This is a genomic window from Streptomyces sp. NPDC031100 (assembly GCF_055570785.1).
This window is the reverse complement of sequence record NZ_JBVIGN010000010.1, coordinates 323,704-341,505: the sequence shown is the minus strand read 5'-3', so window position 1 is coordinate 341,505 and position 17,802 is coordinate 323,704. Positions and strand designations below refer to the sequence as shown.

At 72.6% G+C, this 17,802-nt stretch carries 13 protein-coding genes and 3 pseudogenes; 6 read left to right on the top strand and 10 right to left on the bottom strand.

All coding sequences use genetic code 11. The annotated features are described in order from the left end of the window. Window positions 1-26: 26 nt before the first annotated feature. From ACZ5DS_RS28100 to ACZ5DS_RS28090, 3 genes and pseudogenes are all read left to right on the top strand, one after another. Window positions 27-206: pseudogene (locus ACZ5DS_RS28100) on the top strand (MobF family relaxase); the annotation flags it as partial. Window positions 207-230: 24 nt separating this feature from the next. Then, complete coding sequence (locus ACZ5DS_RS28095) at window positions 231-1,139, top strand: hypothetical protein (RefSeq protein ID WP_468243659.1); 909 nt, start codon at window positions 231-233, stop codon at window positions 1,137-1,139. A gap of 104 nt (window positions 1,140-1,243) precedes the next feature. Continuing rightward, window positions 1,244-1,552, top strand: a complete 309-nt coding sequence (locus ACZ5DS_RS28090; protein WP_468243656.1) for a hypothetical protein — start codon at window positions 1,244-1,246, stop codon at window positions 1,550-1,552. A 127-nt stretch (window positions 1,553-1,679) separates the two neighbouring features. Here the strand turns inward: ACZ5DS_RS28090 and ACZ5DS_RS28085 are convergent, their stop codons facing one another. From ACZ5DS_RS28085 to ACZ5DS_RS28040, 10 genes and pseudogenes are all read right to left on the bottom strand, one after another. Then, the gene (locus ACZ5DS_RS28085; protein ID WP_468243654.1) at window positions 1,680-2,420 is read right to left on the bottom strand and encodes a thioesterase II family protein; all 741 of its coding nucleotides are present in this window, start codon (window positions 2,418-2,420) and stop codon (window positions 1,680-1,682) included. Next, entirely contained in the window at window positions 2,417-3,709 is a 1,293-nt protein-coding gene (locus tag ACZ5DS_RS28080) for an ATP-grasp domain-containing protein (protein ID WP_468243651.1), read from the bottom strand. The genes ACZ5DS_RS28085 and ACZ5DS_RS28080 overlap by 4 nt, the downstream gene beginning before the upstream one ends. Continuing rightward, the gene (locus tag ACZ5DS_RS28075) at window positions 3,706-5,307 is read right to left on the bottom strand and encodes a condensation domain-containing protein (RefSeq protein ID WP_468243649.1); all 1,602 of its coding nucleotides are present in this window, start codon (window positions 5,305-5,307) and stop codon (window positions 3,706-3,708) included. Before ACZ5DS_RS28075 ends, ACZ5DS_RS28080 begins: the two co-directional genes overlap by 4 nt. Continuing rightward, the gene (locus tag ACZ5DS_RS28070) at window positions 5,304-6,563 is read right to left on the bottom strand and encodes a cytochrome P450 (protein WP_468243646.1); all 1,260 of its coding nucleotides are present in this window, start codon (window positions 6,561-6,563) and stop codon (window positions 5,304-5,306) included. The genes ACZ5DS_RS28075 and ACZ5DS_RS28070 overlap by 4 nt, the downstream gene beginning before the upstream one ends. Then, window positions 6,560-8,335: an amino acid adenylation domain-containing protein gene (locus ACZ5DS_RS28065; protein WP_468243644.1), complete on the bottom strand. Its 1,776-nt coding sequence runs from the start codon at window positions 8,333-8,335 to the stop codon at window positions 6,560-6,562. The genes ACZ5DS_RS28070 and ACZ5DS_RS28065 overlap by 4 nt, the downstream gene beginning before the upstream one ends. Beyond that, complete coding sequence (locus ACZ5DS_RS28060; RefSeq protein WP_468243641.1) at window positions 8,335-9,147, bottom strand: thioesterase II family protein; 813 nt, start codon at window positions 9,145-9,147, stop codon at window positions 8,335-8,337. The genes ACZ5DS_RS28065 and ACZ5DS_RS28060 overlap by 1 nt, the downstream gene beginning before the upstream one ends. Continuing rightward, on the bottom strand, window positions 9,144-10,412 hold the full coding sequence (locus ACZ5DS_RS28055) for an MFS transporter (RefSeq protein ID WP_468243639.1): 1,269 nt from the start codon (window positions 10,410-10,412) through the stop codon (window positions 9,144-9,146). The genes ACZ5DS_RS28060 and ACZ5DS_RS28055 overlap by 4 nt, the downstream gene beginning before the upstream one ends. Continuing rightward, window positions 10,409-10,618, bottom strand: coding sequence for an MbtH family protein (locus tag ACZ5DS_RS28050; protein WP_468243636.1), 210 nt, complete (start codon window positions 10,616-10,618; stop codon window positions 10,409-10,411). The genes ACZ5DS_RS28055 and ACZ5DS_RS28050 overlap by 4 nt, the downstream gene beginning before the upstream one ends. Beyond that, window positions 10,615-12,747: an AMP-binding protein gene (locus tag ACZ5DS_RS28045; protein WP_468243812.1), complete on the bottom strand. Its 2,133-nt coding sequence runs from the start codon at window positions 12,745-12,747 to the stop codon at window positions 10,615-10,617. Before ACZ5DS_RS28045 ends, ACZ5DS_RS28050 begins: the two co-directional genes overlap by 4 nt. A gap of 121 nt (window positions 12,748-12,868) precedes the next feature. Continuing rightward, a pseudogene (locus ACZ5DS_RS28040) lies at window positions 12,869-16,423 on the bottom strand (amino acid adenylation domain-containing protein); the annotation flags it as partial. 253 nt (window positions 16,424-16,676) lie between these two features. On the opposite strand from ACZ5DS_RS28040, the gene ACZ5DS_RS28035 reads away from it, so the two are divergent. The 3 genes and pseudogenes from ACZ5DS_RS28035 (at window position 16,677) to ACZ5DS_RS28025 (ending at window position 17,565) form a co-directional block, all read left to right on the top strand. Further along, a complete protein-coding gene (locus ACZ5DS_RS28035; RefSeq protein ID WP_468243634.1) occupies window positions 16,677-16,808 on the top strand; it encodes a hypothetical protein in 132 nt (43 codons plus the stop codon). 109 nt (window positions 16,809-16,917) lie between these two features. Next, a pseudogene (locus tag ACZ5DS_RS28030) lies at window positions 16,918-17,046 on the top strand (helix-turn-helix domain-containing protein); the annotation flags it as partial. Between the two features lie 369 nt (window positions 17,047-17,415). Beyond that, on the top strand, window positions 17,416-17,565 hold the full coding sequence (locus tag ACZ5DS_RS28025; protein ID WP_468243810.1) for a LysR family transcriptional regulator: 150 nt from the start codon (window positions 17,416-17,418) through the stop codon (window positions 17,563-17,565). Window positions 17,566-17,802: the final 237 nt, after the last annotated feature.

Here is a 17,802-nt window from a genome sequence, read left to right as displayed (position 1 = left end):
GGAAGAGACAGACACGCCCCGGACAGCTGGACAGATCACATAAAGCCGGTGTCGACTCCGAGCTCATCGACTGGTCCTCCACTCGCCGCCAGCGGATCGAGGACGTCCTGGAGGGCCTCACCTACAAGTACGCGCAGAAGCACGGGCGGCTGCCCGGCGAGCAGGCCGGCCACGGCCTCGGGTGGTGGGCGGCGCAGGACACCCGTCCCGAGAAGAAGAACCCGCGCCCGTTGAAGCAGCTGCTCGCATGGTGGCGGGCGTCCGCGCTGCTGAAGTTCGGCAAGCAGGTGATCGACGGGCTACTTCAGCGCTGCCGCGCGGCGGGGGCGGCGATCCGGGCCCGGGTGGACCCGCACGTCGATGCCGTACTTGCCGCCGTCGACGTTGCCGCGGTCGTCTCCACCGTGCGCGGCAAATTCGCCCGCCGCCACGTCCTGGCCGAAGCCCGCCGGTACCTGCTGGAGACCCTGCGCGGCCAAGAGTTCACGCGCGGCCTGGACGACTACATCGCCAACCGCGCCCTGTCCGACCACTCCCGCCAGTCCACCGCTCCCCAGCCCGGCCGCCGGACCCCGGCCGCCGACCAGATCTTCTACACCGCCGACTTCACCGAGCCCGATCCCTGGTGGATCGCCGCGGCAGACGGCAAGCCGCCGCGGGAGTCGAGCCGCTACGAGCGGGCCCGGGTCGCCAGCCTCGCCGTGCAGAACGCGATCCGGGCCACCCGCCCCGCGCCTGCCGCCGCACGGGACGACGCCCCGGCCGCGACCGCGACCGCCGCGCACGCGGAAGACCACCACCACGATCAGGCGTCAGATGCGCCGCACGCTGTCGACCACCCGGACCGGGACGCCGCGCTCACCCCGGCGCAGCGGGCCGCCGCGGTCCAGGCCCATCAACAGGCCGCGATGCCCGAGGAGTACCTGGAGGGCCGTACGACCGACCCGGCTACGTGGTTGCGCACACCGGAGAACCTGGAACGGCTCGCCGCCTTCAACCGAGCGGCCAACGCCCGCCGCCGCGCCATCGAGGACCGGCCGAAGCCCGAGCAGTCGGCCGACGTGGTCAAGCCAGCCGACCAGCAGCAGCACCACACGAACCGGCCCGACCAGGGCAGGGGAGTGGGCCGCGACCGGTGAGGGGATGGCAACCGGCCAGGGCATGGCCGATCTGGGACTTCCCCCGCGAGCCCCGGCGAGCCGGATCGAGAATCGGGAGGTTGGCACCTGGCACGGGAGGAACCTTGACCGACCTGCACGAACCGCTGGAACCGCTGGAGAGCTACCCCGACGAACTGCCCCCGCCTCGCCAGCGCGGCGACGTGAATCTGGTGGGGCTGCTCAGCATCGCCGATGACCTCGCGCGCAGCCTGGCTGCGCTGAAGATCCGGGTGCAGCCCTACGACCCGACGACCTCGCTCGTCAGCCCCGAGAAGGCACGCGAGAACACCGCGAAGGAGGTCGACCGGCTCCTGGGCACCGCTGTCTACTTCCAGCGCCACGCCCACGCTGCGATGCTCGGGCGGTGTGGGGGTGTTCACGAGTATGCCTGACCAGGCCCTCCAGAGGCTTACGAAGATCGCTTCCCAAGCCGGCAAAGATCGTTTCCCACACCGTCGACAGCCAGACACTCCCCGACAGAGTCAAGCTAGGGGTGTCTCGCCGATCGCATCTCGGGGTTCAGGCGAGGTCGGCGGCGATCAGTTCCGCCACCTGCCGGGTGTGCTCGGTGAGGTAGAAGTGGCCGCCCTCATAGGCGTGGAAGCGGATGTCCTTCGTGCCGTGCTGCTTCCATTCCAGGACCGCGTCCGCCGGGGTGCGGGGGTCACGGTCGCCTGTGAGCACCGTCAGCGGACAGGACGGTTCGGGGCCCGTCCGCCAACTGTAGGTGCGTACGGCCCGGTAGTCCGCCCGCAGCGCGGGCAGGATCAGCTCCAGGAGCGCCGGGTCGGAGAGCAGTTCAGCGTCCGTTCCGTCGAGCGCGCGCAGGTCGTCGATGATGCCCTGGTCGTCGGTGATCTCCTGCTCGCTATCGACTCCGCGTGAGGGGGCGGGGCATCCGGACACGTACAGCCGCGCGGGGTTCAGGAGGCGGGCCGCTTCGTACGCCACCAGCGCACCCATGCTGTGTCCGAACAGCACCACCGGGCGGTCGTCCAGGGCCGGTTCGAGCGCGGCGACAACCTGCCGGGCCAGCTCGTGGAGGTCGTCGACGGCGGGTTCGTGCCAGCGGTCCTGGCGGCCAGGGTACTGGACGGCCAGCACGTCGGCCACCTCGCACAGTTCCGCGGAGAGCGGGACGAAGTAGCCCGCCGCGCCGCCCGCGTGCGGCAGGCACACCAGTTGGACCGGGCGGGTCGCCGGGTCGGGCGTGGTGTGGAACCTGCGCAGCCAGGTCCTGGGGCCCACCGCCGCCGTCATGCGCCGGCCTCGCTCACGTCGGTGAGCGCCGCGGCGGTCGCCTCGCGCACGGTGCCGTCGGGACGGGTGAAGACGTACGTCAGCTTCGGCAGCGCCTCCTCCAGGGCCTCGAGCATCGCCGTGTGATCGGCGCAGGAGCCCCAGATGACGTCCAGCGGCGTGGTCATCACCCCGCCTGCCAGGTCGGTGCCCGGGCGGACGTAGGGGCGGATGCCCTCGATGCCCTCCACCTGGCGCACATCCGTGGCCCCGTGGATCGCCTCCAGCCGGCACGGCTCCACCGGGGCCATGGTGTTGAACAGGAAGTGGACGCGGCCGCCGTAGTCGAACTCCGGGATCTGCGAGGTGTCCCCGAGGGCGAGGAGGCCGCCCAGGCGCACCATGTCGACGCCGCAGACTCGGCGGCTCATCAGGTTGAGATGGCCCGAGAGCCGGCCGTTGACCTCGATGACGCGCGGGCCGTCGGCCGTGAGCTTCAGCTCGGTGTGGGTGATGCCGTAGCGCACTCCCAGGGCGTCCAGGGCGCGGGTGGTGAGGTCGGTGACCTCTTCCAGGACGTCGGCCGGCAGGTGCGAGGGCCAGTAGCTGCCCAGTTCCCGAAACGGCTTGAGCAGCGGGAACTTGCCGGTCACCGCCAAGTGCCGGACGCCCTGCGGCGTACAGACGCTCTCCACGGACACGTAGTCGCCGTACGGCGCGCTCGGCACGCCCTCCAGGAGCTCCTCGACCGTGTACGCGGCCTCCGTGCCCTCGGGGAACAGCCGCGGCAGCAGCTCCTCCATCTCGGCGGCGGTCGTGACGGCGTAGGTGTCGCGACTGCCGCCGCCGCGCACCGGCTTGACGATGGCGGGCAGGCCCACGGCGTCGTACACCCGCGGCCACTCGTCGGGGGAACTCAGCGGGTGGGAGCGGACCTTGTCGACGCCGGCGTCGCGCATCACCTGGCGCTGGCGGATCTTGTCGGTGACCGTCGCGGCCACCTCCGGGGTGTGGGACGGCAGGCCCAGCGCCTCGGCGAGCTCCGCCGTCCTGCGGACCATGCGCTCGCTGTAGGTCACTACCGCGTCCGGCGCCAGGTCCCGCGCCAGTGCGATGTCGCCCTGGGTGGTGCCGGTGAGCGGCACCACGGTGCCGAAGTTCTCCAGGACGGGCCGCAGCCGTTCGGCGTGGCTGGTGGGCGGGAGCAGGAACACGATGTCCCCGAGGTCGGCCAGGCCGACCCCGATCTCGCCCGCGGAGGCCGCGCCGTCGTCGTAGAGCACCGCCAGGGTGCGGCGCCGCTCACTCATGCAGTGCCTCCGGCAGTCGTGAGGGCGGCCTCGAAGTGGCGGGCGTACTCGCGTACGCGGGCCTCGTCGAGCAGGGCGGGGTCGTAGGCGACCGAGACGCGGCTGCCTGCCTCGGCGCCGTCGACCTCGAAGTCGACACGGAAGGGGAAGCTCGGCTTGCCCTTCACCCACCAGTCGCGGGTCCGCAGGCCCTGGGTGCCGTCCAGGTCCTCGTAGACGTGGAAGTTCATGAAGTTGAAGGTCACGTCGAAGGGCGGCCGGCCCAGGCGGCTCTCGATCTGCGCGAGCGGGAAGGCACGGTAGGGCGCTCCGTCGCGCTCCGACTCGTGGGCCCTGCGGGCCAGCTCGGGCAGGGGCGCGCCGAGGTCCGTCAGCCGCAGCGGCACCGTGTTGAGGTAGAGGCCGACCATCAGATCGGCGCCCGGCCGCTCCGGGCGGGTGTTGACGACGACGCCGGTCACCACGTCGTCGCGGCCGATCCAGGCGGACAGGGCGCGCGCGTGGGCGGCGAGCGCCAGCGACTTAAGCGAGACGCCGGCGTCTCGGGCGGTGGCGCGCAGTCCGTCGAGTACCGCTCCGGGGACGGTGAACTCGACGGCGGCGACCGCGTTGGCCGCGCCGTGGAACTGCCCGCGGGAGAACAGCAGCGGCTCGCTGCCGGCCTGCCCGTGCCAGAAGTCGGCGGCCTCGCCGGACGCGAGCAGCTCGCGCTCGGCGACGATGAAGTCGTGCTCGCCGGTGGCAGGCGGCTGCGGCAGTTCGGCGTTCTCGCCGCGCAGCTTGGCGGCGTACAGCTCCAGCAGGTCGACGATGAGCCGGCCGTAGCTCCAGCCGTCGACGATCGCGTGGTGGCTGGCGATCGCGACCTGGAAGGAGTCGGGCTGGGCCACGACGTGGCAGCGGAACAGGGGCGCCCGGCTCCAGTCGATGGGCAGGCTCAGGCCCTCGCGGCTCCAGTCGCGGATGCTGTCGTGGCCCTTGGCCGGGTTGTCGTCGCCGATCCGCTCGACGGTCAGCGGGGTCTCGACCTTCTCCCACTGCAGCTGCACCGACTCGGAGTACGTGCCGAGGTCGAAGGAGGTACGCAGCGCGGCGTGGCGGTCGCACAGTTCGGCCAGGGCCTCGCGGAACAGCTGCGCGTCGAAGGCGGCGACGGTCTCCCAGCCGATGATGGAGTGGTAGAGCTCCGGGTCACCGCTGGTCTCGCACAGGTAGATGATGCCGACCTGGAGGGCGGAGGCGGGCAGGGCCGCCGCGACGCCGTTCGGTACGAGGATCCGGTCGCTGGGGTCGAGGAGCGCGCCCCGCTCCGCGGCCGGTGTCGGCGCGGCGGCGGGGGCGGGGGCCTGCGTCGCCAGGTGGTCGGCCAGCTCGTGGACAGTCGGGTGGAAGAGAAGGTCCTTGAGGGTCATCGCAATGCCCCGCTCCTGCACGGCCGAGACGACGCGCAGGGCGATCAGCGAGTCGCCGCCCAGGGCGTAGAAGTCGTCGTCGGGACCGACCTCCTGGCCACCGAGCTGCTCGCCGACGATGCCGGTCAGTACGGCGGTCAGGTCCGTCGCGGACTGGTCCATGGTGTGGGGGTTCCTCTCGTTCATCGGCCCGCCACCGCCTCGACGCGGCGCGGTATGGCGCGGACCGGAAGGCTGGTGAAGCCCGCGACGAAGTTGGACACAAGGTGCTGCGGTTCGCCGGCCGGAGCGAACTCCTCGAACCGGTCGAGGACTTCCTCGAAGAACAGGCGCAGGGTCAGGCGTGCCACGGTCGCCCCGAGGCAGTAGTGGGCGCCGTAGCCGAAGGCGATGTGGCGGTTGTCGGAGCGGCGGACGTCGAAGCGGTACGGCTCCGGGAAGATGTCGGCGTCGCGGTTGGCGGAGCCGACCCACACGGCGACGGCCTCGCCTCGGGGCACGACTCCCCCGGCGATCTCCACGTCGTCCACGGCGTAGCGCAGGAAGCTGCTGGCCGGGGAGGTCCAGCGCAGCCCCTCCTCGACGAGGGAGGGGATCAGCTCGGGGTTCTCGCGCACGGCGCGGAGCTGGTCAGGGCGCTCCATCAGCGCGAGGACGGTGCCGGCCACGGTGTGCGGGGTGGTCGCGTTGGCGCCCAGGAGCAGGCTGTAGCAGTTGACGACCACCTCCTCGCGGGTCAGTTTGCCGTCCCGCATGGTCATCAGCAGCCGGAACGCGTCGTCGCCGTCGGTGCCCTTGCGGGCCTCGTACTGCGTGGCGAAGTACTCGAAGAGCTGGTGGTGGGCGATGGCGAGGGTGGCGTGCGGGTTGCGGATGGTGAACACCGGGTCCTGCGGGGCGGCGGCCATGCCCGTCCACTGGACCAGGTCCTTCCAGTCCGGCTCGGGCAGGTCCATCAGGGCCCCGGCGATCGCCATCGGCAGCATGGTGGCCTGCTGGGCCAGGTCCCAGACGGGCCCGTCGAGGGCGCCGGCGACCAGGGAGCGCACGGCGGCCCGGATGCGGTCCTCGCTGCGGGCCAGGCCGCGGCCGGTGAACATCTTGTTCAGGGGGCGGCGCAGTTCGCTGTGGCGGGGCGGGTCGGTGGCGACGAGCATCTGGCCGGAGGCGGCGTCGTCGTGTCCGAGCTGGCTGAGGAGGCTGCCGCGCTCGGAGGTGAACTCGCGGTGGTTACCCAGGACCCGGCAGGCGTCGTGGTAGCGGGTGACGTTGAAGAAGGCGCGTCCGTCGGGCAGTTCGCTGCGGTGCAGCGGGGCCTGCTCGCGCATGACGGCCCAGGCGGCGTGCGGGTCGCCGTCGGCGTGGTAGGCCGCGTCGAACAGGTCGACGCGGGACAGGTCGATCGCGGCCCGGTCGGCGGCCGTGACGTCGGTCAGCTTCACCTGGTCACTCCCGCCTGCGTCAGGGACCGGGCCAGTCCGGCCGGGGTCGGGTCGAGGTAGAAGGAGATCGGGGAGATCTCCACGCCGAACTCGCGGTGCAGTTCGGCGATGAGCGCCACCGCGAGCAGCGAGTGCCCGCCGAGTTCGAAGAAGTCGTCGTCGGCGCCGATGCCCTCCAGGCCCAGGTGGTCGCACCACATGCCGGTGACGGCGTGCTCCAGGACGCTTCCGGGTGCGCGGTAGGAGGCGTTGACCTCGGGGCGCTCCTGGACGGAGCGCTGTTCCAGCGTGGTGCGGTCGACCTTGCCGTTCGGGGTGAGCGGGAGGTCGTCGACGACGCGCACCAGGGAGGGGACGGCGTACGAGGGCAGGGTCTCGGTGAGCCGGGTGCGCATCTCGAGCGCGGAGGGCCGGGCCGCGGCGTCGGCGGGGACGACGTAGGCGATCAGCCGGCGGGTGCCGGAGCCGTCGCGAGGGGCGACGACCTCGGCGCGGGCGACCGCGGGCAGGGCGGTCAGCGCGGCCACGACCTCGCCGGTCTCGATGCGGAAGCCGCGTACCTTGACCTGGCCGTCGGCGCGGCCGAGGAACTCCAGGGTGCCGTCGGCGGTGCGGCGCGCCAGGTCGCCGGTGCGGTACATGCGCTCGCCGGGAACGCCGGTGGGGGCGGCGACGAAGCGGGCGGCGGTCAGGCCCGGGTTGCCGAGGTAGCCGTGGGCCAGGCCGGTGCCGGTCGCGTAGATCTCGCCGGTCTCGCCGTCGGCGACCGGGTGCAGCCGCTCGTCGAGGAGCAGGACGCCGGTGCCGGAGATGGGCCGACCGACGGGGACGGCCGTCGCTCCGGTCGGCTCGGTCATGGCGTGCACGGTGGTGAACGTGGTGTTCTCGGTGGGCCCGTAGCCGTTGGCGACGACGGTGTGCGGTAGCGCGGCGAGCGCCTGGTCGACGTGCGCGGCCGAGAGGGTGTCGCCGCCGGCCAGCAGATGGCGCAGCGTGGGCAGGTCGCGCAGCCCGAGGTCCACGGCTTGGTGGAATAGGCCGGCGGTCAGCCACATGACGCTGACCCGCTCCTCCCGTACGTAGGAGAGCAGCCCTTCCAGGGAGAGGTCGCCGTCGGGCGCGACGGCGAGGCGGGCGCCCTTCAGCAGGGCGCCCCAGATCTCCAGCGTGGAGGCGTCGAAGGCGAGCGGCGCGAAGTGCAGGAACACGTCGTCGGGCGTGGCGGTCAGGAAGTCCGCGCCGTGCACCAGGCGCAGCACGGCGCGGTGCGGGACGCACACCCCCTTCGGGGTGCCGGTGGAGCCAGAGGTGTAGGCGACGTAGGCGACGCGGTCACCGCAGGCGACGGGCGCCGGCGGGGCGGTCTCGCTCTCGGTCTCGGTCTCGACCGACGGCTCGTCTTGGGGGACGATCACGGTGTACGCGTCCCCGAGCTCGTCGGCGGCGCCCTTGTCGGCGAGCACCACGCGGACCGCGGCGTCGCGCAGGATCAGGTCGCGGCGCGCGGCCGGCTGGCGGCGGTCGAGGCCGAGGTAGGCCGCGCCCGCCTTGAGGACGGCGAGCAGCTGGACGGCGGTCGCGGCGCCGCGGCCGGCGGCGAGGGCGACGACGTCGCCGGGGCGTACGCCCTCGGCGCGCAGGCGGTGGGCCAGCCGGTTCGCGCGTGCATCGAGTTCGGCGTACGTCAGCGTCGCGTCGTCGCCGGTGACCGCGGTGCGGTGCGGGTGTTCGGCCGCGAGGCGCGCGAACAGGGAGTCGATGGTGTCGGTCATCAGTGGTGTCCTTCGGCGGGCGAGGAGACGGCCACGGCGGGCAGCGGGGCGCCGGGCAGGGCCAGCGCGTGCAGCAGCCGGGTCAGTTCGGCCGGGGCGTTCAGGAACGCATAGTGGGCACCGGGCAGTTCGGTGAAGGTGACCTGCTCGGACCACTCCTGCCAGCCGGTCAGCTCGGCGGGCTCGATCTCCGGGTCCTCGCTCCAGGTGAGGGCGGTGACGGCGGAGGGCAGCCGGACCGGCTCCGGCCGGTGGTAGACCCGGTTGGCGTCGAGGTCCTGGTGCAGCACGTGCAGGGTCAGTTCGATCAGCATCGGGTGGGCCTCCCCGCCGCGGGCGACGACGAGTTCCGACAGCTCGGTGCCGAGCGCCTCGTCGGTCATGTCCAAGAACCGGTCCTTGGGGCAGTCCTGCGGGGCGACCTGCGCGGAGACGACGACCTCGCGCGGTACCGGTCCGCCCAGCTCCGCGAGGCGCAGAGCCGTCTCGAAGGCGGGCAGGGAGCCCGCGCAGTGCCCGAAGAATACGGCGGGCCGGTCGAGGTAGGGCAGCATCTCGTCGGCGAGGTTCTTCGCGAGGTCCTGGTAGGTGCCGTAGTGGGCCTCGCGGAAGCGGTTCTCGCGGGCCGGCAGCTGCACGGGGCAGATCTCGACGTCCCCGATCATACGCGGCCACTGGTTGAACATCGAGGCGCCGACCCCGGAGTACGGGAAGCAGAAGACGCGGGCGGCCGCGTCGTCCGACGGCTTGCGCAGCAGGGAGCGCGGGAACTTCGCGGGGGCGGTCGTGGCGGCGTGGGCGGATGCGGTCATGCCTTGCTCTTCTCTGCGGCCTCGGCCCCGGACTCGTGCCCGGCCTCGGATTCGGGTACGTCGGTCACGGTGCGCACCGAGCGCAGCAGCAGGACTGCCGGTCCCGCCAGCATGATCAGCGCGGCGGCTCCGTACAGCGCGGCCTGCACGCCCACGGCGTCGGCCACGGGCCCGGCGCCCGCCATGCCCAGCGGAACCAGGGCGAAGGAGCCCAGGGACTCGTAGGACATGACGCGCGACAGGGCGTGCGGCGGCACGTTCTTCTGCAGCGACGTGTCGAGCAGGACCTCGTAGACGTCGATGACGATGCCGGCCAGGAAGGTGGCGACGGCGATCGCGGCGAGCGGTGCCTCGGCGGCCATGAGCAGCACCGACAGCGGGAAGCCCATGGTGAGGAGGGCGGCCGCGCGCACCGGGCGGCGCGGGCGGAACTTGATGGCCACCACGCTGCCCACGATGAAGCCGAGGGCCTGCGCGATGAGCACCACGCTCCAGGCGCCGGCCCCGCCCAGGGACTGGTCGGCCATGACCGGCCCCAGGACGTAGAAGCTGCCAGCGAGCAGGACGTTGACGTAGGCGAGCTGAGAGACCATCACCCACACCCACTGCTTGGCCGTGAACTCCTGCCAGCCTTCGCGGATCTGCCGGATCAGCGTGGGCGCGTCGGACGGCGGCGGCTGGTGGGCGACCTTGACGCCGAGCAGCAGCAGCGCGGAGAGCGTGAAGGTCGCGGCGGGCACGAGCATGGTGTTCCCGGCCCCGACGGTGGAGACCAGCACACCGCCCAGGGCCGCGCCGAGGATGCCGCCGCCCCGCATCGACAGCTTGAGCAGGGAGTTGGCGGACTGCAGGTCGTCGCCCGAGACGAGCAGCGGCATCGCGGACCGCGAGGCGGGCTCGAAGAGCGCGGTGGCCGCTCCGGCCAGGGCCGCGAATCCGGCCAGCATCCACGGAGTGGCGTGCCCGGTGATGACCAGGGCGGCGGCGAGCCCCTGGGTGAGGCCCGCGGCCAGGTCGGCGCCGACCATGACGCGCAGTTTCGGAAGCCGGTCGGCGATCGCCCCGCCCAGCAGGACGAACGTGACCTGGCTGAGCAGCCGCGCGGCCAGGACGACGCCGAGCATCGTCGGGGAACCGCCGGGCAGGTGCAGCACGGTGAACGCGAGCGCGATCGGGGCGATCGCGTTGCCGAGCAGGGAGGTGGACCTGGCGGCGAACAGCGCGAGCACGGAGCGGTCCTTCAGGACCGCGAAGTCGCTGGTCATACCGATGCGCCTTCCTCGAGGGGGGCGGGACGCAGGTCGGTCCAGTTCGCCTCCACGTAGGCGAGGCACGCCTCACGGCTGTCGGTCGGAAGGACCACCGACCAGCCGGCCGGCACGTCGGCGAACTCGGGCCACAGCGAGTGCTGTCCCCGGGCGTTGACGATCACCTGGAAGCGGCCGGTCTCGTCGTCGAACGGATTGGTCATCGGTCATTCCCCTGCTTCGGGCTGCGCTGGGCAGCGGTGATCTCGGCCAGCGCCTCGGCGAGAACCGGCCCCATCTGGGCCAGCGACTCCGGCTGGTTCATGGCGGTGTGGGTGGTCTTGACGGAGTGCCAGGTGACCCGGCCGGTGACGTACTGCTCCCAGACGTCGGGCATCGGCGCGCCGTCGTTACGGCCCTCGGTGGCCAGGAAGAAGAGCACGTCCCCGAGGAACTTCTCCGGCTCGTGGTCCTTGACGATGTGGCGGTTGTGGGACATCGCCGTCAGCAGCGCGACGAGCTGGTCCTCGGTGAGGCTCGCCAGCGCGCCGGTGTCCTGCTTGAGCACCTCAAGGACGTCGGTGATCTCCTTGGAGCCGGCCTGCGGCACCACGCCGGGCCGCTCGGGGTCGAGGAGGGCGGCGACCATGTTCTGCTCGTTGACGCGGTAGTGGTCGGGCACGCCCGGGTAGCAGTCGAGCATCGTGAGCAGCGCCGTCTCGTCGCCCTCGGCCTGCAGCTGGGTGGCCATCTCGAAGGCGACGACGCCGCCGAAGGACCAGCCCAGGAAGTGGTAGGGCCCCTGGGGCTGGATGCGCCGGATCTCCTGGACGTACGCGGTCGCCATCTCCCGTACCGTCGCGGGCATGTCGTCGGGGCGTAGCAGGCCGCGGGCCTGGATGCCGTAGACGGGCATGTTCTCCGGTACGTACTTGAGGAAGCTGGAGTAGCTCCAGGCGAGGCCGCCGCCGGGGTGAATGCAGAACAGCGGCTTCAGGTCGCCGCCGGTGCGCAGCGGCAGGACCGTCTCCAGGGCGGCGGCGCCGTTGTCGACGCCGGCCCGCTCGGCGAGGCCGGCGACGGTGGGCGCCTCGAAGAAGGAGACCATCGACAGTTCGAGCCCGAGGGCGGTGCGGACCCGGGCGATGAGCCGGGCGGCCAGCAGCGAGTGCCCGCCTAGCTGGAAGAAGTCGTCATCGATGCTGACGTGCGGCAGGCCGAGGACCTCGGCGAACAGCTGGCACATGACCTCTTCGCGCGGGCTGCGCGGGGCGCGGCCGGAGGTGGTGGCGCCGACCTCGGGGCGCGGTAGCAGGTCGCGGTTGAGCTTGCCGTTACCACGCAGCGGCAGCGCGTCGAGCAGGACGTAGGCGGCCGGGACCATGTAGTCGGGCAGCCGGCCGGCGACCTGGCCGCGCAGCTCGTCCGGCGTCGGCGCCTCGGCGCCTTCGACAGGTACGACGTAGGCGGCCAGGCGCCGGTCGCCCGGCTGGTCCTCGCGCACGACGACCGCGGCGCGGGCGACGGCCGGGTGCTCGGTCAGCACCTCCTCGATCTCGCCGAGCTCGATGCGGAAGCCGCGCAGCTTGACCTGTCCGTCGACGCGGCTGACGAAGTCCAGCGTGCCGTCCTTGCACCGGCGGGCGAGGTCGCCGCTGCGGTACATGCGCTCGCCGGGGACGCCGAAGGGGTTGGCGACGAAGCGGGCGGCGGTCAGCCCCGCGCGGCCCAGGTAGCCGCGGCCGACACCGATGCCGGCCAGGTACACCTCGCCGACGACGCCGACGGGCACCGGGTTCAGGTGCGCGTCGAGGACGTGGACGCGGGTGTGGGAGAGCGGGCCACCGACGGGGATGCGCCCGTCGAGGTCCGCCGCGGCGACCGGGTGGACGCACGACATCATGGTGTTCTCGGTGGGGCCGTACTGGTTGACGACCTCGCAGCCCCACTCGTTCAGGAGCGTGCCCGCCTCCGGGGCGCGCAGCGCCTCGCCGCCGGTGCCGACCAGGCGCAGCGCGGCGACGTCGGCGGGCTGGATGTCGTACGAGAGCACGGCTTCGAGCAGGGACGGGACGATGAACAGGATCACCGTGGGCCGGACGGCGCGCAGTTCGTCGACGACGACGCGCGGGTCACGGGCGCTGTCGGCGGGCAGCAGCGCCACCGTGGCACCGACGGCGAGCGGCGCGAACAGCTCGCGTACGGAGGGGTCGAAGCCCAGCGCGGTGATCTGCAGGCTCGTGTCGGCGGGGGTCAGCCGGAAGTGCTCGATCACGTCGGTGAGGCGGGTGGCGACACCGCGGTGCTCGATCAGGACGCTCTTGGGCCGGCCGGTGGAGCCCGAGGTGTAGATGATGTACGCCAGGTCGCCGGCGCCCGCGACGGGGGCGGGGCGGTGGAGGGGGGGCGGCGGCCAGTTCCTCGTCGCGGTCGGCCCGCAGCAGCCGTACCCGCTCGGGCAGGGGCAGGTCGTCGCCGAGGTCGGCCTCGGTGAGCAGGACGGTGGCGCCGCAGTCGGCCAGCATGAACGCGCGCCGCTCCGCCGGGTGTTCGGCGTCCAGGGGGACGTAGGCGCCGCCGGCCTTCCACACGCCGAGGATCGCCGCGACGGCTTCGGGGCCGCGCCGCAGGCACAGCGCGACACGGCTGTCCGGGGCGACGCCGAGGGCGCGCAGCCGGTGGGCGTACTGGTTGGCGCGCTCGTCGAGTGCGCGGTAGGTCCAGGTGGTGCCGGACTGGGTGAGGGCGACGGCGTCCGGCGTCGCGTCGACCTGGCGTTCGATCAGTTCGGCGGTCAGCTCGGTGGTGGCGGGCCGCGTCGAGGTGTCGTTCCAGCGCACCAGTGACGCCCGCTCCGCCTCGGTCAGCAGCTCGACCTGGCTGAGCCGGGTGGCGGGGGCGGTGGCGACGGCGCGCAACAGCCGGGCGAGACGGCCAGCGATCGACTCGACGGTGTCGCGGTCGAACAGCGCGGTGCTGTACTCCAGGGCGGACCGGATGCCGAGGGCCTCGCCGTCGGCGCCGCGCCGCTCCTCGAACTTGAAGGACAGGTCGAACTTGGCGGTGCCGCTGAGGACGGGAAAGGCGGTGCCGGTGACGCCGGGCAGGCCGAAGTCGTCCGGCATGCTGTTCTGAGCGGCCACCATCACCTGGAAGAGCGGGTGGCGGGCGGCCGAGCGTACCGGGTTGAGCGCCTCCACGAGCCGCTCGAACGGCAGGTCCTCGTGGTCGAACGCGGACAGGTTCACGGCGCGCAGGCGCCCGAGGAGCTCGACGAAGCTGGGGTCGCCGGAGGTGTCGGCGCGCAGGACCAGGCTGTTGACGAAGAAGCCCACGAGCGGGGTCAGCGCGTCGTCGGTACGGCCGGCCACGGCGTTGCCGAGCGGGATGTCGGTGCCCGCGCCGAGCCGGGTGAGCAGGGCGGCGACGGCGGCCTGGAGCACCATGTTGACGGTGGTGCCGGTGGTCCGGGCCAGGGCCGCCACCGCGGTGTGCAGCTCCTGGTCGAGGTCGCCGACGACCATGTCGCCGGCGAAGTCGCCGCCGGTGGGGCGGGGCCGGTCGGTGGGCAGGTCGAGCTCGTCGGGCAGCTCCGCGAGCGTCTTCGTCCAGAAGTCCAGCTGGCGCGAGACGAGGCTGTCCGGGTCGTCCTCGCCCGCGAGCAGGTCGTGCTGCCAGGCGGTGTAGTCGGCGTACTGGACCGGAAGGGGCTCCCAGTCGGGGGCCGCCCCGTCCAGGCGCGCGGTGTAGGCCTGAGCCAGGTCACGGATGAGGGGTTCGAGCGACCAGCCGTCGCCCGCGATGTGGTGCAGGACGAGGAGCAGGACCCACTGCTCGTCGCCGGTGCGCAGCAGCTGGGCGCGCAGCGGCAGGTCGCGGGTCAGGTCGAAGGGGGCGCGGGCGGCGGCCGTCACCTGCTCGTCGACCAGCTCGGGCGTGCTCTCGACGACCTTCAGCTCCGGCCGCGCGTCGGCGGCGGCGAGAACGCGCTGGTGGGCGACGCCGTCCCGCTGCGGATAGACGGTGCGCAGCACCTCGTGGCGGGCGACTACGTCGCGCAGGGCCGCCTCCAGCGCGGCGACGTCGATGGTGCCGGTGAGGTGCAGGGCGTGCGGGATGTGGTACGCGGCCGTGCCCTCGTGGACCTGCTGGAGGAACCAGAGCCGCTGCTGGGCGTACGAGAGCGGGGCGTCGCCCTCGTGGGTGCGCACCCGCACGGCCGGGCGGGTGCGCCCGGCGTGCGCCCGTGCCGCGAGCGCGCCCGGGGTGCGGGCGTCGAAGAGGTCCTTGACGGCGACCTCCAGGCCCAAGACGGCACGGATGCGGTTGACGAGGCGGATCGCCATGAGGGAGTGGCCGCCGAGGGCGAAGAAGTCGTCGTCGGGGGTGACCGAGGTGCGGCCGAGGACCTGCGCGAACAGCTCGCACAGCAGTTCCTCGCGCAGCGAGCGGGCGGACGCCGCCCCCGCGCCCGTGGCGGTGTCGGCGGCCGTGGCGGCCGGTGTGGGCAGCTTGTCGCGGTCCAGCTTGCCGTTGACCGTCATCGGGAACTCGTTCATCGCCTGGAAGGCGACGGGCACCATGTACGAGGGCAGCAGCGCGAGCAGGTGGCCGCGCAGCCGTGCCACGTCCAGGGCGGCGCCCTCGGCGAGCACGACGTATCCGGCGAGCTCGCGCTCCCCGTCGAACTCCTTGACGGCGACGGCCGCCTGGCGCACGTCCGGGTGGGCGGCCAGCGCGGTCTCGATGTCGCCGAGCTCGATGCGGAAGCCGCGGATCTTGACCTGGGTGTCGCGGCGGCCCCGGTACTCGAGGTCGCCGTCGGGCAGCCGGCGGGCGAGGTCGCCGGAGCGGTAGCCGCGCAGCGGCGAGCTGTCCGCGCCGGTGAGGGTGACGAACCGCTCGGCGGTCAGGTCGGGCCGGCCGAGGTAGCCGAGGGCGACGCCGGGGCCGGTGACGACGATCTCGCCGGTCTCCCCGTCGGCGACGGGGGTGAGGTCCTCGTTCAGGAGCTCGATGCCGAGGTCCGGCAGCGGGCGGCCGATGAGGCTGCGGTCCTGCTCCAGGTCGGCGGCCTTCACGCGGCGGTGGGTGGCGTGCACGGTGATCTCGGTGATGCCGTACATGTTGACGAGCTCGGGCGTGGCGTCGCCGTACTTGTCGATCCAGGGAGCGAGGTCGGAGAACCTGAGGGCCTCGCCGCCGAAGACCACGGAGCGCACGGACAGCCGGTCCTCATGGCCGCGCTCCTCGGCGATCAGCTGGCCGAAGGCGGTGGGGGTCTGGCTGAGCATCGTGACCCGCTCGTCGCGCAGCAGGGCGCGGAAGCGAGCGGGGTCCTTGGCGATGTCCCCGGGGACGATCACGACGGTGCCGCCGTACAGGACGGCGCCCCAGATCTCCCAGACGGAGAAGTCGAAGGCGAAGGAGTGGAACATCGACCAGACGTCGTCGGGCCCGAAGCCGAAGAGCGACTCGGTCTCGGTGAACAGCCGCACGACGTTGCCGTGGGTCACCTCGACACCCTTGGGGCGGCCGGTGGTTCCCGAGGTGAAGATGATGTACGCCCGGGTGTCCGGGGTGATCGTCACGGGCCGCAGGGGCGCGGCCGCCGTCTCCTGCGGGGGGCCGTCGAGGACGAGGACGTCCTGCCCGGCAGGGAGCGCGGAGGCCAGCCGGGCGGTGGTGAGGACGAGCGCGGGCGCCGCGTCCTCCAGGATCGTGGCCAGGCGGGCCGCCGGGGCTCCCGGGTCGAGCGGCACGTAGGACGAACCGGTCTTCAGGACTGCGAGGGCGGCCACCACCATGTCGCAGGAGCGCTCCAGGAGGATCGCGAGCGGCCGGGCGGGCTGGTCGGTCCGCGCCTGGATCCGTGCCGCGAGGGCGGTCGACGCGGCGCCGAGTTCCTCGTAAGTCAGCCTGTCCGTACCGCACTTGACTGCGACGCGTTCCGGATGGCGCTCGACGGTCGCCAGGAAGGCGCTCACCAGAGTCGCTTCGGTCGAATGGTTGGCAGCGCTGTTCGGCATGCTCAGATCCCCCGCTTCCGAGAAGGGTGCGACGTACGTCCGCACTCGACCGAAAAGTGATCGGCGGAACCGTACTGATGGCGAGAACGTAAGATCACTTGCCTAACATTGTCAATCTCTTGCCTAACCCGAGGCAACTCGCTACCTTCAGGGTGTAACCCCCGGTCAGGCACTTCGGGCCACCGCCCGGACCGATCGTCGCCGCCGCCCGGCCCGACCCTGGCCCAAGGCGGCGAAGAGAAAGAGAAACCCCATGAAACGCATCAGCCGCATACTTCTGGCCGCCCTCGCCGTACTCGCCCTGGGCACCTCCGCGACCGTCGTCGCCCAGGGCGGGGAACCCACGCGGAACACGGCGCAGCAGGCGTCCATCGAATGGCCGTGAGAGCACTCGCCCACCGCGAATTCACTCACTGTTTGACATATCAAGTACCTGATTGACAACATTGCCGGTCAGGGAGGGGGGAACACGGACACGAGCCTGGGGACGAAACATGCTGACGCAGCCCTCATTCGGCCGCCGACTGAAGCAACTCCGGCAGCAGCGCGGAAAGACCCAGTCGGACCTCACCGGCCCCGGCATGTCCTCCGCCTACCTGTCGCGCCTCGAATCGGGCGCACGCCCCCCCACGGAGCGCGCCGTCGCCATCCTCGCGGAACGCCTCGGCGTCCCGGCCGACGCATTCGAGGCGACGGACCCCTCCGACCTGGTGGACGTCCTCGCCGCGGTGCTCGTGGCGGGCGACGAGTCGGGCCACGCCCGGCGGATGCTGGAGTCGGCGCTCTCCTGCGCCGAGCACGTGGACGTGGGGGGGGGGGGGGGGGGGGGGGGGGGGGCGGGGCGGGGGGGGGGGGGGGGGGGGGGGGGGGGGGGGGCTTCCCCCCCCCCCCCCCCCACGGCTCGTTCGGCGTGTATGGGGACATGGAGTCGAGGGAGCTGCGGGCGTTCGTGGCGGTGGCCGAGGAGGGCGGGCTGTCGGCGCCGTCTGCAGGTGAGCCAGCCGGCGCTGTCGCAGACGATCAGCGGTCTTGAGCGGCAGCTCGGGGTGAAGCTGCTGGTGCGCAGCAGTACGGGGGTGCGGGCCACCGAGGCGGGGACGGCCCTGCTCGGGGAGGCGACCACGGCCGCGAGCCGGCGCTGAACCCGCCGGAATGCCGGCCGACGCTCAGCCCATCACGGCCGCCGGCCGACGCCGAGCCCGCCAACCCCACGACCACGAGCCGACGCCGAGCCCCTCGCGGCCGCGGATTGGCCGCTGAGCATGCCCACGCCACGACCATGAGCCGACGCCGAGCCCGCCGAAGGCGCGGCCGTGGGCCAACGCCGAGCCCGTCACGACCGCGGCCAGCCGCTGAGGCTGCCGAACCCGTGGCCGCCG